Raw genomic sequence first — 15,146 nt, forward strand, 5'->3', positions numbered from 1 at the left:
TGCGAGGGGACCGGATTCCGGTCCTCGGTGAGGTCAGGGCGCCTCTACGGTCTCGTGGGTGAAGGGATCACCACGACCGTGGAGGCGTAACCATGTCGGCCGATACCGCGACCACCCTTGAGGTGACCGCCTTACTTGCTCTCCCACCCTGGGACGCGTTCACCGACGCCCAGGCGCGGGGCGCCGTCTGTGTCTGGGACGCCACCGAGCGGCCCCTGACCGCCGAGTCCGCCGTCGATCTCGGCGAGCGCCGGAACGACGGAGTTCGCTGGTTCCCGCGCGCGTGCCATCACCACGCCGGGCGTCAGGCGTACCGGGCGCTGCTGGATCACGCCCCCGGGTGTGGGCAGTGCACCGCGCACGCGGGTGGCTGCGGGACCGGCATCGGCCTGCGGCGCCTGATGAGGGACGGGCGGCATCTCACGTGAAGCCTCAGGAATACCCCGAGCCGCCCCCGGTCCTGGGGCTCCCCCTGCCGCCTCCGGAGCCGCCCGCCGGGTGCGAGCGGTGTGCCGCCTGGGCGCGCCAGCGCGTGAAGGCAGCCGCCGAGGGCGACGGGGCCCTGGTGTCGGACATGAACGTCCTCATCCGACGCCACCACGCGCCGCCCACCAGTCGCCGGGGGAGGCCGTGAGCGGGACTGGGCGGGACCGTGGGTGCCCGGGTCACGGGCGGGGCGGGGCGGTGGCGCGGTGAACGTTGGCAGCTGGCCCGAGCCGGGCACCTCCCGTATGACCATCGAGACGTACCGGGTCGGCCCGGACGGCGTACGGACCGGTCCTGTCGTGCGGCGCACCTACCGGCCCTCTCCGGGTCCGCCCGCCGTCGTCTCCCACCGCTGGCCACCGTGCCGCTGCCCCCGCTGCCGGTCCGGCGCGGGGGCACGTGCCGAGGTTTCGGATTCCTTGGGGTGGGAGGGGTGAGGCGGTGTCACCCATCAGGGCTTCCGCCGGAAATCCCGTGTCCCGGCTTCGCACGGGTGTACCTGTCCAGCACCCGCACATAGCACAGCAACAGCGCCGTGCCGAGGCACCAACTCGCCACCACGTCCAGCGGCCAGTGATAGCCCCGGCGCATCAGCCCGTACGAGACCCCGGCGACCGCCACCGCGCAGCACAGCACCAGCGCGCGGCGCGCGGTCGCCCGGCGCAGCCAGGGCAGCAGGAGCAGTGCGGCGGCCCCGTAGGCGACGAGCGCGGTCGCCGTGTGACCGGACGGGAAGTAGCCCGTGGCCGGCGGTACGGCCGGGGTGCCCGGCCGGTCGGTGAGCACCTTGACCGGTACGACGATCAGCGGCACCAGCGCCATGAGGGCAAGGGCACCCAGCGCCGGGAACCACCAGCGCGCCGCCCCCGCCGCCCGTGCCCGCCACGCCGCCCAGCCCGCGGCGAGCGCCAGTACCGGCACGGCCACCTGCACATTGCCCAGGTCGGAGAGCAGCTCCGAGAACCGGTCCGGATGGATCAGCCCCCGGCTCAGCCGCTCGTCGAGCGCGATCAGCCATCCGTCGGTCATCACCTGCCAGGTGAGCAGCAGGAAGACGGCGACGAGGACCGGGGGGAGGGCGAGGGCGCGGGCGACGCTGAGCGGTGGCACGGGGTACAGCTTGGCAGCCGAGCGGGACAAGCCGGTAACGGGTCGGGTCGGGCCGCTATCAGGACGAGGCGGCCGGTAACGGGACGAGGCGCTCCATCCCACATCATGAACCGCATCTCCTTACAGTTGACTCAGTCCAAACTGGCCATTAGCTTGGCTTGAAGGAGTCAGGCAGCCCGGCGATGTCAGGGCCCACCCTCCTCCCACCTCCCCGCCGCCCTCGATGTCGAGCGGCGCGCCCCGTCCGGCCAAGTGCCGATCCCCGCAATGGAGTTGACCATGACCTGCTACGACTGTGTCCTGGAGGACCGCACCGGCACGCCCGCCATCGGCGTCTGCGCACGCTGTGGACTGGCCGCCTGCCAGAACCACGCCCGTGTCCTCACCTCCCTCATCTCCCAGGTCAACGGCATGGGGCTGTCCACCGGCCCGGTGCCCGCCCGGCGGTTCGTCTGCACCGCCTGCCACACCGCGGAGACCGCGTACTGACCCGCCCCCGGTGATGTCCGGAACCGAGGGTGCGAGGGCCGCCCCTGCGATATGAACAGGCCGCTTTCTGCGCAATCCTGGACATATCGCCACCGGCTATCGCCGCCGGTCATCGCATCGATTGGAGTTCTCGTGAGTGAGGTCATCGCGGGTGTCGAGATCCCCGACACCACCGTCGTCTCCGAAGCCACCGAACTGATCCGGGCGACCACCACGTCCCTGATCTTCAACCACTCCCGCCGGGTGTTCGTCTTCGGCACCCTCCAGGCCCGCGCCCTGGGCCTGAAACCCGATCCGGAGCTGCTCTACGTCGCCGCGCTGTTCCACGACACCGGTCTGGTGCAGCCCTACCGCAGCGACGACCAGCGCTTCGAACTCGACGGCGCCGACCAGGCCCGCGCCTTTCTGCTGGACCACTCCTTCTCCGAGGCCGACGCGCACCTCGTCTGGACCGCCATCGCCCTGCACACCACCCCGGAAGTGCCGTGGAAGATGGCCCCGGAGATCGCCGCGACCACGGCCGGAGTGGAGACGGACGTGCTCGGCATGCGCCTGGACAATCTCACCGCCGCGGACATCGCCGAGGTGACCGAGGCGCACCCCCGCCCCGACTTCAAGAACCGCATCCTCCAGGCGTTCACCGACGGCTTCCAGCACCGCCCCGACACCACCTTCGGCACGGTCAACGCCGATGTCCTGGAGCACTTCGTCCCCGGCTACCGCCACATCGACTTCGTCGATGTCATCCAGAACTCGGCCTGGCCCGAGTGACTCGTACACTTCGGGCGTGGCATTCGTGAGCACCCCGCACCGCTTCCTGTGACCGGGAGGTCCGAGGGCGACGTCACCCGACGTCGCCCTCTTCGTCGTGCCCACCCGGCGCGACCGCCTCCCCCTCACCTCAGCCCGGAGTGCCGATGCCCACGCCGTTGCCCAGCTCTCAGCCCACCCCGAAGCTCATCCCCCCTCTCCCCGCCCCCCTCGAACACATCCTCGACCTGCTCCGCTGCCCGACCTGCGGTGCCGGACTGCGCCCCGCCGCCCGCGCCCTGCGCTGCCCGGCGGGTCACACCTTCGACCTCGCCCGCCAGGGTTACGCCGCTCTCCTCACCGGCACCCGTGCCACCAGCGCGGACACCCCGGCCATGGTCAGCGCCCGGACCGCCTTCCTGGCCACCGGCCACTACGACCCCCTCCCGCCAGGTCGTCCCACCGTCGTGGACGCCGGATGCGGCACCGCCCACTACCTCGCCGCCGTGCTCGACGCCCTCCCCGGTGCCCGCGGCCTGGGCCTGGACGCCTCCGCGCCCGCCCTGCGGACGGCGGCCCGCGCGCACCCGAGGGCCGCGGCGGCGGCCTGGGACGTCTTCCGTCCGTTCCCGCTGGCCGACGCGGCGGCCGATGTCCTGCTCAACGTGTTCGCGCCGCGCAACCCGGCCGAGTTCCACCGGGTGCTGCGCCCGGACGGGCGGCTGATCGTGGTCCGCCCGACCGTCCGCCACCTCACCGAACTACGGGAGCGGCTGCCGACGGCGGTAACGGTCGACCCGGCGAAGGAGACCCGGCTGAGCCGGACCCTGGACCCGTACTTCGCACCCGTCCGCACCGAGCGGATCGAGTACGGGATCCAGCTGACCGGGCGGGAGGCCCGCGACCTGGTGGCGATGACGCCGAACGCGCGGCATCCGGGGCGCGCGGACCTCGGCGGTGACGGATGGCTGCCGGACGGGGGACGCCTCACCGTCTCCGTACTGGCCGGCGTCTACCGGCCCAGGCGGGACTGAACCGCCGGACGGAGGTCACGACGTCGTACGCGCCGCCGCCTCCGTGAAGCGGCGGCAGTCGCCGCACAGGCCCCACCACGTGATCTCGGCCTCGTCGACGACGAAACCCTTGCTCTCGACGAGGTCCAGGCACGGCGCCGCGCCCACGCTGCAATCGACGTCCTCGATCCGGCCGCAGCTGCGGCACACCAGGTGATGGTGGTTGTCGCCCACCCGCAGCTCATAGCGGGCCGGGGAGCCCGCGGGCTCGATACAGCGGATCAGCTCGACCCTGGTCAGATCCTCCAGCACGTTGTAGAGGCCCTGCCGGGACAGACCGCTCGGGGCGCCCCGGCCCACCCCGATCCGCGCCTCGATCTCCGACGCGGTCGAGTGCGGATTGCCCAGCAAGGCGGTCAGCACAGCGCGGCGCTGGGACGTGCTGCGCATCCCCTTGCCCTTGAGCATGTCACCGGCCAGCTGCTCCGTGTCCATGATGTGCCCCACTTCTCCGACGGACTCATCGTCAAGGATGCGCACCATCTTGATTGTGTCAAATGTGACCGTCCGGCAGTGTCCCGTCCGGCACTGTCCCGTCTGGCAGTGTTTCTTCCAGCAGTGTCCCGAGGATCTCCCGCGCATGAGTCCAGAGCAGCGCCGTACCCGCGTCCGCCAGGACATGCCGCCGCGCGGCGGGGATCCGCGCGGCGAGGGTGGCCCCGAGGTCCGGCGAGTGGAAGGGGTTCCCGTCGTCCGCGCTGTACCAGAGATCCGCCGGCACCCGGATGTCCGCCGGGTCGAACGGCCAGCGCGTCGCCGCCAGTACCGTCTCGCGGGCGTACCCGCCCGGCCCCCGCGCGAAGCCCTCCGCCAGCGCCCGCCGGTACGCCCGCCGGAACCCGGGATCACCGAAGACCCGGCGGTCGTGCTCCCCGGGCGCGCCCGTCACCACCTCGAACAGCGCCTCCGCACTCGCCGCCTCGGCCAGCAGCCGCTCGGCCCCCGCCGGATCCTCCGCCGCCCGCCGCAGGACAAAGCGCGCCTCCGGCTCCAGCAGGCCCGCGAACGCCGGATGCGCGAGCTCGTCCGTCCCGGACACCACGGCCACCCCGGCCGTCAGCCCCGCCGCCGCGCAGGCCAGCGCGAAGGGCGCGCCGATCGAGTAGCCCACGGCGGCGAAACGGCCGAGCCCGCGGATCCGGGCGAACTCCCTGATGTCCCCGGCCCAGTCCCGCAGGGTCCAGCCGGGCAGCGCGTCGGACACCCCCAGCCCCGGCCGGTCGACGGTCACCAGCCGCACCCCGAGCGCGGCCACGGCGTCCGTGTCCAGGCCCAGCCGACGCCCGGTCGCCGAGCCGGAGCACAGCAGCACGGGCACCCCCGACTCCGGCCCCCACTCCGCCCAGCCCAGCCCCCGCCCATCGCCCAGCCGGACCCGCCCCACCCGCTCGGGCGCCCGCACCCCCATACGCCCCGACTCGGGACGCGCACTCGACAATGCCTCGGACATGCCCCCACCGTACGTCCAGATTGGACTAACGCCAATCTAGCCATTCCAGACGTACGTACGGTGACCTGCCGGCGGACGTCCCGCCAGTGGACGAGCCCCCCAAGGTCCCCCAAGGTCCCCCAACGGCCCCTAAGCCCTTTAAGCCCCCGGATGCGGAATCCGCGCCCGCAGATACAGCGACGACGCCCCCTGCCCGCTCCGCGCCTCCGGTATCTCCGACGGCGACTCCCAGTACGAGTGCGTCACCGCGCTCCACCAGATCGCGAAGTTGCCCGCCAGTTCGTCCACCGTGCACTCGCGCGCCACCCGCATCGTCGCCCGGTCGTCCCAGCGGCAGGTCAGCCGCCCCGGCCGGGTCTCCCGCGCCAGCGCCTTCAGCCTGCGCTCCAGGCCGACCGCCGTCAGCGGTTCCTCCGAACCCCGCACGGCATCACCGGGCCGTCCCGACGGCGGTACGTCGTACCGGTACACCCACACCTCGCGCGCCCCGCCCCGCTCGGTGAGCGTCCACCCCCACACCGCCTGCGCGGCGACCACCAGATGCCGTTTCGACTGCTCCCGCCGGCGCGTCGCGTCCCGCTCGGCCCGCTCCCGCCACCGCCGGTTCAGCTCCTGCTGCCGGCGCCGCCGTTCGGCCTGCTCGGCGGCGCGACGCTCCTCGATCTCCGCGATCACCGGCCGGTACGCCCGCACCGCGCCCCGCAGCACCTCACCGCAGCGCTCGGCGGCCAGCGCCCGTCGCCGCGCCGCGCCCGGCAGAAACCGGTTGCGCAGACTCGTACGGGCCGCCGCCCGCGCCCGCTCCGCCGCCACCACCGTCTCCTGGAAGCGCCGGGTCGCCAGCCGCCAGGCACCGTGCTCGTCCGGGGTGGCCGCCACCGAGTCCGCGGGACCCCAGCCGACGCCGCCCGGTGGTCCGTCGGTGAGCCGGGTGAACATCGCGTCGACCGGCTCCCCGAAGCTGCCGCCGACTTGATGGGCCAGTTCCCGCAGGACAACGCGACCGCTCGCGGACATCGCAGGGTCTCCCTCCCGATGGGGTCACGACCCCACAGGGTCCGGCGTCCGGCACGACGCCGGGAAGGGCGGACAGGCGGCGCACAGAGGGCGGCGACGGGGGCATGACCGGGCATGACCGGGCACGATCGGGAGGAGCGCGCGGGGCGGGGCGGCCGACCGTCCAGACCTCTGACGGCCGGAAATCGCCGTCGTACGGGTCCGGCGGCATCCCAGGAACCCAGGGGGGTACCCCAGGAATCCAGCCGGGTATCCCAGGAACCCGCCGCGTATCCCAGGAATCCAGCGGGGACCGGCGCATCGAAGAGCCTGGGACGCCAAAGGGCCGGCACACGGGGGGGTGTGTGCCGGCCCTTCATGGGCGTGCCGTCCGGGGCAACCCCCGTGAGCCGCTCTCGCGGGCGTCACGGTGATTCCGCGTCGGCCGTCCGGAACGGATCGTCGCACGCCCCGGGGGGTGTGGGGCGGGCGACCGTCCGATCCTGAGGAGATTCCGGAGCCGAGGCCCCGGGTGCGTGCGCGAGGCACGACCAGGTCGAAGCTGGGGAGGCCCCGGCCTGATACCGCCCACAGTCCCCTGTGGACGGGTGTCTCTCTCATCCGGGACGAACCTACGACAGGGGATCCGGCGAGGACACCCCGAACCGCGCCCCGCCATCCACCCCGCACACCTTCTTCACACCCTTACCGCCGTGCGGGGCATCCGCGCAGGGCCCCGCACGACGGCTGAGCTGCCCCGACGTGCCTCAGACGCGCGTGAACGCCTGCTCGATGATGTCCAGGCCCTCGGTCAGCAGGTCCTCGCCGATCACCAGCGGCGGCAGGAAGCGCAGCACGTTGCCGTAGGTGCCGCAGGTCAGGACCAGCAGGCCCTCGGCGTGGCACGCCTTGGCCAGCGCACCGGCCGCCTCCGGGTTCGGCTCCTTGGTCGTGCGGTCCTTGACCAGCTCGATCGCGATCATCGCGCCCCGGCCCCGGACATCGCCGATGATGTCGAACTTCTCCGCCATCGCGGTGAGCCGGCCCTTCATGACCGTCTCGATGTGCCGCGCCCGGGCGTTGAGGTCCAGCTCCTTCATCGTCTCGATGGCGCCGAGCGCGCCCGCGCACGCGACCGGGTTGCCACCGTAGGTGCCGCCCAGGCCACCGGAGTGCGGGGCGTCCATGATCTCGGCGCGACCGGTGACGGCGGCCAGCGGCAGCCCGCCCGCGATGCCCTTGGCGGTGGTGATCAGGTCCGGCACGATCCCCTCGTCCTCGCACGCGAACCACTGGCCGGTACGGCAGAAGCCGGACTGGATCTCGTCGGCGACGAAGACGATCCCGTTGTCGTTGGCGTACTTCACGATGGCCGGCAGGAAGCCCTTGGCCGGCTCGATGAACCCGCCCTCGCCGAGCACCGGCTCGATGATGATCGCGGCGATGTTGTCCGCGCCGACCTGCTTGGACATCTGGTCGATGGCCTGCGCGGCGGCCTCGGGCCCGGCATTCTCCGCACCGGTCGGCCAGCGGTAGCCGTAGGCCACCGGCACCCGGTAGACCTCGGGCGCGAACGGCCCGAAGCCGTGCTTGTACGGCATGTTCTTCGCGGTCAGCGCCATGGTGAGGTTCGTACGGCCGTGGTAGCCGTGGTCGAACACCACGACCGCCTGCCGCTTGGTGTACGCGCGGGCGATCTTGACGGCGTTCTCGACGGCCTCGGCGCCCGAGTTGAACAGCGCGGTCTTCTTGGCGTGGTCGCCCGGCGTCAGCTCGGCGAGCGCCTCGGCGACCTCCACATAGCCCTCGTACGGCGTGACCATGAAACAGGTGTGGGTGAAGTCGGCGAGCTGCGCGGCGGCCCGGCGTACGACGGCCTCGGCGGAGGCGCCCACCGAGGTCACGGCGATACCGGAACCGAAGTCGATCAGCCGGTTGCCGTCGACGTCCTCGATGATGCCGCCGCCCGCCCGCGCGGTGAACACCGGCAGCACGGAGCCCACGCCCGCGGCGACCGTCGCGGTACGGCGGGCCTGAAGCTCCTGCGACTTCGGGCCGGGAATGGCGGTGATGACGCGGCGCTCCTGCGGAAGTGCGGTCATGGGGGGCTCCCTGTGATCGTGCGTTCGGGGCAGGTCGAGGGTGGTGCTTTTCGGACGCTTGCCTTCTTTTTCTCGCAGGCTAGGGCGGGGAGCGAGGGCTGGGCATGCTCCATGTGGGCGTTTTCGGCGGGGCGGGTTGTCCGCCGTGGACATACCCGCCACCGGCCGCCGGGCGGGCGGTCCGCCGGGACCCGGCCGCGTATGCGGTGAACTCCCCTTGCGGGGGCGTTAGATTGACTCGCGGACGGTGGACGGAACGGCTGCTCAGGGGGCAAGGCGATGGACAGCGACGGGACCCAGGACGCGCGGCGCACGCACGCCGACCCCGTACCGCGCCCGACGGCACCACCGGACGCGCCCCCGGTACCGCCCCGGCCGGACCGGGCGCCGGGGCTTCCGGGCGATCGACCGGACCGGGCAGGCCAGGGCGTGCCCCCGAGGCCACCCGCCGACCCGTACGGCACCCCCCATCAACGGCAAGCGCCCGACGCGTACGGCAGCATCCCGCCGCCTGCGGGGGCGGCATACGGCAGTATCCCGTACGGGACCACTGCGCCGCCTGCAAAGACGTACGGCACCCCCTCGCCGCCTGCGGAGGCATACGACACCACCCCACCCCCCGTCGGCCCGTACGGCACCCCCCCACCCCCGGTCCCCCCCCTCCCCCCAGACCCGTACGGCACCCCGCCCCGCCCCGGTACGCCCCCGCCCTCCTCCGCCATGGCCGCCTGGCTGGACACCCCCCGGCCCGCCGCCCGCCCCGGGATCTGGCGGTTCGGGGGGTGTCCGGCGCAGGACGCGGGCGGGGCCGAGCGGCTGGCGCCGATCACCGTGGTCGGGCTGCTGGTCCCGCTCGTCGTCGGGCTGCTCCTGTGGTCGCTGTGGCGGCAGGGCGGGGTCCCGTACCAGTTCGCCCCGCTGCGGCTGCTCACGCCGGACGACTGGTGGTGGGGCGGCACGATCGCCTCGCCGCAGGGCATGGAGGGCAGCGAGGCCCGGGTCGTCTACGACGGGGTCTTCTTCGCCGTCCTCGTCTACGGCGTCGGCCGCCTCGGCAGCTGGCCCGAGGTGATCCGGTACTACATCGGACGCCGCCCGCAGCCCGCGCGGGCCCTGCTCGCGCTGCTCGCCGCGCTGATCGTGCTGAGCCTCGTCTTCCCGGACGCGTTCCCCGGCGCGGGCTGGGACCCGCTGCCCGTGGTCGCCCCCCTGTTCTCGCTGGTCGTCCTCATCTCCGGCGGGTACGACCTGTTCACCTCCCAGCTCTTCGTCGACTCCCTGTACGGCCTGATCACCCTGCTGGTGGTGCTGCCCTTCGCCCGGATCGGCGGCTGGCTGCCGTACGCCCGTGCCCTGCTCACCGCCCGCCGGGAGCGGCAGCCGGTCGCCGCCGGGCCCGCCGAGCCGCCCCGCTCGCAGTGGCCCGAGCTGCGCCGCGCCGGACAGCACCAGGCGGCCGACCTGCTCACCGCCGAGGTCCGCACCGGCCGGATGAACGACGTCGACTGCGCCCGCGTCGACCGCGCCTGGACCCGCGCGGGGAAGGACGGCACCGGCCCGGCGGCGTTCACCGACACGGTGCTCCGGCACGGCGCCGCCGCCTGGGCCCACCCCTCCGGCGCCCGCGACCTCCCCGGCCGCACCGCCCTTCACGACCCGCTCGCGGGTCAGGTGCGGATCGGGCGCTGGAGCACCGGGGACCGGGTCCCGGCCGCCCACCGGGGCGCGGGCGCCGCGCTCGGCCCGGATGTGCTCGCCACGTCCCTGCTGGTGGTCGGCCCGTCCGGCGCGGGCAAGACCCGGCGGCTGATCGAGCCGCTCGTCGAGTCCCTCGCGCTCGGCGCGCTCACCGGCGCCGCCTCCGTCGTCGCCGTCTCGGCCGCGGGCACCCGGCTCGGCCCCGACACGTCGTACGACGTCGTGGTACGGATCGGCGACCCCGCCTCCGTGCACGACCTGGACCCCTACGCCGAGGCCGACGACCCCGACGACGCGGCCGGGATCCTCGCCGAGGCGCTCGTCGGCGATGTGGAGACGATCGGCAACCAGAACGCCGCCACCGCCCTCGCCCAGCTCCTCGGCCCGTACCGCGCGGTGCACGGCCGCTTCCCGCCGCTGCCGGTGCTGCGCGAACTGCTCGACGGCGAGCCCGCCGCCCTCACCGCGCTGCGGGACGCGCTGGCCGGCGAGGGACACACGGTCATGCGGCGCGAACTGGACGCCCGGATCCGGCAGAGCGGCACCGCCGCCGACGTCGGCCCGGCCCTCGCCGGGCGGCTGGCCCTGCTGGACCGCCCAATCTTCGCGGACTTCTTCGGCGCGAGCGGCGCGAGCGGTGCTGGTGGCGCGGGCGGCCCAGGCGGCGCGACCCCCCGCCCCTTCTCCCTGCGGGCCGTCGCCCACCACCCCCTCCGGGTCCGTATCGACCTGCCCGAACGCGGCCACGAGGAGGCGTCCCGGCTGCTCACCCGCCTGGTCCTCGCCCAGTTCACGGCGGTCGTACGGGACGGGCGGCGCGCGCATTTCGCCGCCCTGGTCCTGGACGACGCCACTGGCACGGTCACCGCCGAGTCGGTCCGCCGCGTCCAGCGGCTGCGGTCGCAGAACGCCGGGGTGGTGCTGGCGCTGCGCACCATCGGCGACGTACCGGAGCCGCTGCACGGCCCGCTGTTCGCGGCCGTGGGCTGCCGGATGGCGTTCTCCGGGGTGACCACCTGGGACGGCGGCCGGTTCGCGCAGGCGTGGGGCACCGAGTGGGTGGAGACCCGCGAGGTCGCCAAGCACACCGTCTTCGCCGACCAGCCGATGACCCGCGCGATCCACGCCCTGCGCAAGCTGGTCACCGGCCGGGCGGTCACCACGGACGCGGTCACCGTCCGCCAGGTGGAACGCGAACGCTGGTCCGCGTCCCAGCTCGCGCACGAGGTGCCCCCCGGCCACGCGGTGCTGTCCCTGACCGACGCCCGCGGCGAGCACGCGCCCCCGGGCCTGGTGGAGCTGGGAGCCTGACCGGCGGCGGGGCGGAAGTCCGCCCACGGTCCGCCCGCACCCGGATCGTGGGTGGAGGGACCGTACGGTGAGGCAGAATCGAAGAAGGCCGTTCATACACGACGGCCAATCGCCAGCGATACAGCGGGCCCCGCTGACCGCTCACCCGCCGCCGATCTGAAGGCCAGGCCCCGGATGCCCCCGACGCTCGCCTCCCTCGCCCAGCACTCCGCGCTACGGCTGACCGTGCGGGCCGGGCAGGACCGGCTGGACGTCCCCGTGCGCTGGGCGCATGTCAGCGAGCTGGCCGACCCGGTGCCGTACATGGAGGGCGGCGAGCTGCTGCTGATCACCGCCCTCAAGCTGGACGCGGAGAACCCGGAGGCCATGACCCGCTATGTGCGCCGGCTGGTCGGCGCGGGCGTGGTCGGCCTGGGCTTCGCGCTCGGCGTCAACTACGACGAGGTCCCCCGGGCCCTGCTCGACGCCGCCGAGCGGGAGGGGCTGCCGTTGCTGGAGGTGCCGCGCCGCACCCCGTTCGTGGCGATCACCAAGGCGGTGTCGGCGGCCCTCGCCGCGGACCAGTACCGGGCGGTCACCGCGGGCTTCGCCGCCCAGCGCGAACTGACCCGCCAGACCCTGTCCGGCGGCCCCGAGGGCCTGCTCGCCGCCCTCGCGGGCCAGCTGGACGGGTGGGCGGCGCTGTACGACGCCTCGGGCGCCGTCGTCGCCGTGGCCCCCAGGTGGGCGGGGCGCCGGGCGGCCCGGCTCACCGCCGACGTCGAACGCCTGCGCGACCGTCCGGCTCCCGCGAGCGCGGTCGTCGGCGGTCCCGAGCACGAGGACCGCGTCGAACTCCACTCCCTGGGCACCGGCCGCCGCCCGCACGCCGCCCTCGCCGTCGGCACGGCCGCCGCCCTGGGCACGGCCGAGCGTTACGCGGTCCACTCCGCCATCGCCCTGCTCACCCTCACCACGGAACGCTCCCGCGCCCTGCACGCGGCGGAGCAGCGCATCGGCACGGCGGTCCTGCGCATGCTCCTGGCGGGCGAACCGGACCATGCCCGGGCGGTGGCGGGCGACCTGTACGGCCCGCTCCTCGACGCCCCCTTCCGCCTCCTCCTGGCCGAGGGCCCGGCGGCCTCCCTCGCCCCGCTCCCCGAAGCCCTGGAGACGGCCGCCGCGCACGCCGGTGAGGTGATCCTCGTGGTCCCCGAGGGGGAGCGCCTGGTGGTCCTCGCGGCGGACGGGGGAGTGGTGGCGACGTCCTGCGCGGACCAGGTGGGCGGCGCCCAGGACGAGGACGCCGTGCTGTCCATCGGCATGTCGGCCCCCACCGGCCCCACGGCGACGGCCACGGCCTACAAACAGGCCGAACAGGCCCTGTCCATCGCCCGCCGCCGGGGCAGGACCCTGGTCGAACACGACCAGCTGGCGGCGGGCTCGGTCCTCCCCCTCCTGGCCGACGACGCGGTAAGGGCCTTCGCCGACGGTCTGCTGCGCGCCCTGCGCGACCACGACGCCACCGGCCGGGGCGACCTGGTGGCCTCCCTCCGCGCCTGGCTCTCCCACCACGGGCAGTGGGACGCCGCCGCAGCCGACCTGGGCGTCCACCGCCACACCCTCCGCTACCGCATGCGCCGAGTGGAAGAAATCCTGGGCCGCTCCTTGGACGACCCAGACGTCCGCATGGAACTCTGGCTAGCCCTAAAAACAACCCCCCAGCCCAACCAGTAAGACGCCCTTCACCCCCGCAGAACCGCAGGGCCCGATCCCCAGCCACCCTGAATTCCCCGCCCCACCCCCACCCCCCAAGGGGCGCGGGGAACTGCGCGCCCAGCCCCCACGGCCCCGCACCCACCCAACGACCCGCCCCACGCGGGGCCCGATCCGAGCTGCCCTGAATTCCCCGCCCCGCCCCCACTCCCCTCAGGGGCGCGGGGAACTGCGCGACCAGCCCCCACCGCCCCGCACCCACACCACAACCCAACACACCCCCACCCCCACCTCCAGATCCCCACCCATACGACATTCCGGCAAATCCCCCACCCCCACCACTACACATCGGACAACCCCCGCCCCCACCCCCCACCCCTACGGTGGAAGAACCACGCGCACAACCCCATTCGCGGAAGGGCCGGACCCACAATGACCGCCACGCACAGCTTCTGGCTCGCCGGCCGCGAGGCCACCGGCGAAGACACCTTCGCCGTCACCTCCCCCTGGGACAACCGAACCGTCGGCACGGTCAGCATCCCCACCGACGCCCAGATCGAAGAGGCCGTAGCCACCGCCCACGCCGTCCGCGAGGACTTCGCCGCCACCCCGGCCCACCTGCGCGCCGCCGCCCTCGACCACGTGAGCCGCCGCCTGGCAACCCGCGCCGAGGAGATCGCGAAGCTCATCACCGCCGAGAACGGCAAGCCCCTCAAGTGGGCCCGAGGCGAGGTCGGCCGCGCGATCTCCGTCTTCCGCCTCGCCGCCGAAGAGGCCCGCCGCTTCAACGGCGGAGACGCCCAGCGCCTCGACACCGACGCCGGCGGCCAGGGCCGCCTCGCCCTGACCCGCCGCTTCCCCAAGGGCGTCGTCCTCGGCATCGCGCCCTTCAACTTCCCGCTCAACCTCTGCGCCCACAAGATCGCCCCGGCCATCGCCGCGGGCGTCCCGATCATCCTCAAGCCCGCCCCGGCCACCCCCCTCGCCGGCCTGTTCCTCGGCGAACTCCTCGCCGAGACCGACCTCCCGGCCGGCTCCTGGAGCATCCTCCCGGTCCCGAACGACCGCATGCCCGCCCTGGTCCAGGACGAGCGCCTCCCGGTGATCTCCTTCACCGGCAGCGAGAAGGTCGGCTACGCGATCATGGACAGCGTGCCCCGCAAGCACTGCACCCTGGAGCTGGGCGGCAACGGCGCGGCCGTCGTGCTCGCCGACTACGCCTCCGAGGCCGACCTGGACTGGGCCGCGACCCGCATCGCGACCTTCTCCAACTACCAGGGCGGCCAGTCCTGCATCTCCGTGCAGCGCGTGATCGCCGACAGCGCCGTCTACGACCGTCTCCTCCCGAAGATCGTCGCCGCCGTCGAGGCCCAGGTCACCGGCGACCCCGCCGACGACACCACCGACGTCGGCCCGCTGGTCAGCGAGGACGCCGCGAAGCGCGTCGAGTCCTGGGTGGACGAGGCCGTGCAGAAGGGCGCGAGCCTGCTCACCGGCGGCAAGCGCGACGGCGCCTCCTACGCGCCGACCGTCCTCACCGACGTACCGGCGGACGCCACCCTCGCCTGCGAGGAGATCTTCGGCCCGGTCCTCACCATCCAGCGGACCGACGGTGTCACCGAGGCCTTCACGGCCGTCAACTCCTCCAAGTACGGCCTCCAGGCCGGCGTCTTCACCCACGACGTCCAGACCGCCTTCCGCGCCCACCGCGCCCTGGAGGTCGGCGGCGTGATCATCGGCGACATCCCGTCCTACCGAGCCGACCAGATGCCGTACGGCGGCGCCAAGCTCTCCGGCGTCGGCCGCGAGGGCGTCCGCTACGCGATGGACGACTACACCTACGAGCGCGTCCTGGTCCTCACCGGCCTGGCCCTCTGACGCCCACCCCACCCCACGGCCGGAGCCCACAGTGCGGGGGCTCCCGCCCCACCCCGTACCCCACACCCCCCCCCCCCCCGACACCCCCCGCCCCCCCCCGGCCACCGC

Annotated in this window: 12 protein-coding genes; 7 read left to right on the forward strand and 5 right to left on the reverse strand. The window is 73.8% G+C overall.

What is annotated here, in order from left to right; all coding sequences use genetic code 11:
* Positions 1 to 92 precede the first annotated feature (92 nt).
* Positions 93 to 428 (forward strand): hypothetical protein, encoded by a 336-nt coding sequence (locus ACFXAZ_RS24280; protein ID WP_384594975.1) that lies wholly within the window; start codon positions 93 to 95, stop codon positions 426 to 428.
* A gap of 502 nt (positions 429 to 930) precedes the next feature.
* On the opposite strand, the gene ACFXAZ_RS24285 is transcribed toward ACFXAZ_RS24280, so the two are convergent.
* On the reverse strand, positions 931 to 1,596 hold the full coding sequence (locus tag ACFXAZ_RS24285) for a phosphatase PAP2 family protein (RefSeq protein ID WP_384594978.1): 666 nt from the start codon (positions 1,594 to 1,596) through the stop codon (positions 931 to 933).
* Positions 1,597 to 1,875: 279 nt separating this feature from the next.
* On the opposite strand from ACFXAZ_RS24285, the gene ACFXAZ_RS24290 reads away from it, so the two are divergent.
* The 3 genes from ACFXAZ_RS24290 (at position 1,876) to ACFXAZ_RS24300 (ending at position 3,869) form a co-directional block, all read left to right on the forward strand.
* Positions 1,876 to 2,085: a hypothetical protein gene (locus ACFXAZ_RS24290; RefSeq protein ID WP_384594980.1), complete on the forward strand. Its 210-nt coding sequence runs from the start codon at positions 1,876 to 1,878 to the stop codon at positions 2,083 to 2,085.
* 132 nt (positions 2,086 to 2,217) lie between these two features.
* Positions 2,218 to 2,856, forward strand: coding sequence for an HD domain-containing protein (locus tag ACFXAZ_RS24295; protein WP_384594983.1), 639 nt, complete (start codon positions 2,218 to 2,220; stop codon positions 2,854 to 2,856).
* A gap of 146 nt (positions 2,857 to 3,002) precedes the next feature.
* Positions 3,003 to 3,869: a putative RNA methyltransferase gene (locus ACFXAZ_RS24300; RefSeq protein ID WP_384594985.1), complete on the forward strand. Its 867-nt coding sequence runs from the start codon at positions 3,003 to 3,005 to the stop codon at positions 3,867 to 3,869.
* 15 nt (positions 3,870 to 3,884) lie between these two features.
* Here the strand turns inward: ACFXAZ_RS24300 and ACFXAZ_RS24305 are convergent, their stop codons facing one another.
* The 4 genes from ACFXAZ_RS24305 to gabT form a co-directional block, all read right to left on the reverse strand.
* Positions 3,885 to 4,343, reverse strand: coding sequence for a Fur family transcriptional regulator (locus ACFXAZ_RS24305; protein ID WP_384594988.1), 459 nt, complete (start codon positions 4,341 to 4,343; stop codon positions 3,885 to 3,887).
* Between the two features lie 58 nt (positions 4,344 to 4,401).
* Positions 4,402 to 5,358: an alpha/beta fold hydrolase gene (locus ACFXAZ_RS24310; protein ID WP_384594991.1), complete on the reverse strand. Its 957-nt coding sequence runs from the start codon at positions 5,356 to 5,358 to the stop codon at positions 4,402 to 4,404.
* Positions 5,359 to 5,496: 138 nt separating this feature from the next.
* Positions 5,497 to 6,375, reverse strand: a complete 879-nt coding sequence (locus tag ACFXAZ_RS24315; protein WP_384594994.1) for a hypothetical protein — start codon at positions 6,373 to 6,375, stop codon at positions 5,497 to 5,499.
* Positions 6,376 to 7,121: 746 nt separating this feature from the next.
* Positions 7,122 to 8,456 carry a 4-aminobutyrate--2-oxoglutarate transaminase gene (gene gabT / locus ACFXAZ_RS24320; protein WP_384594997.1) on the reverse strand — a complete coding sequence of 445 codons (1,335 nt, stop codon included), beginning with the start codon at positions 8,454 to 8,456 and terminating at the stop codon, positions 7,122 to 7,124.
* Positions 8,457 to 9,176: 720 nt separating this feature from the next.
* On the opposite strand from gabT, the gene ACFXAZ_RS24325 reads away from it, so the two are divergent.
* From ACFXAZ_RS24325 to ACFXAZ_RS24335, 3 genes are all read left to right on the forward strand, one after another.
* Positions 9,177 to 11,465 carry an ATP/GTP-binding protein gene (locus ACFXAZ_RS24325; RefSeq protein WP_384595000.1) on the forward strand — a complete coding sequence of 763 codons (2,289 nt, stop codon included), beginning with the start codon at positions 9,177 to 9,179 and terminating at the stop codon, positions 11,463 to 11,465.
* A 174-nt stretch (positions 11,466 to 11,639) separates the two neighbouring features.
* Positions 11,640 to 13,181 carry a PucR family transcriptional regulator gene (locus ACFXAZ_RS24330; RefSeq protein WP_384595003.1) on the forward strand — a complete coding sequence of 514 codons (1,542 nt, stop codon included), beginning with the start codon at positions 11,640 to 11,642 and terminating at the stop codon, positions 13,179 to 13,181.
* Between the two features lie 411 nt (positions 13,182 to 13,592).
* On the forward strand, positions 13,593 to 15,038 hold the full coding sequence (locus ACFXAZ_RS24335) for an aldehyde dehydrogenase family protein (protein WP_384595006.1): 1,446 nt from the start codon (positions 13,593 to 13,595) through the stop codon (positions 15,036 to 15,038).
* Positions 15,039 to 15,146 lie beyond the last annotated feature (108 nt).

Origin of the sequence: Streptomyces sp. NPDC059477, assembly GCF_042749375.1 — a bacterium.
GTDB lineage: Bacteria > Actinomycetota > Actinomycetes > Streptomycetales > Streptomycetaceae > Streptomyces.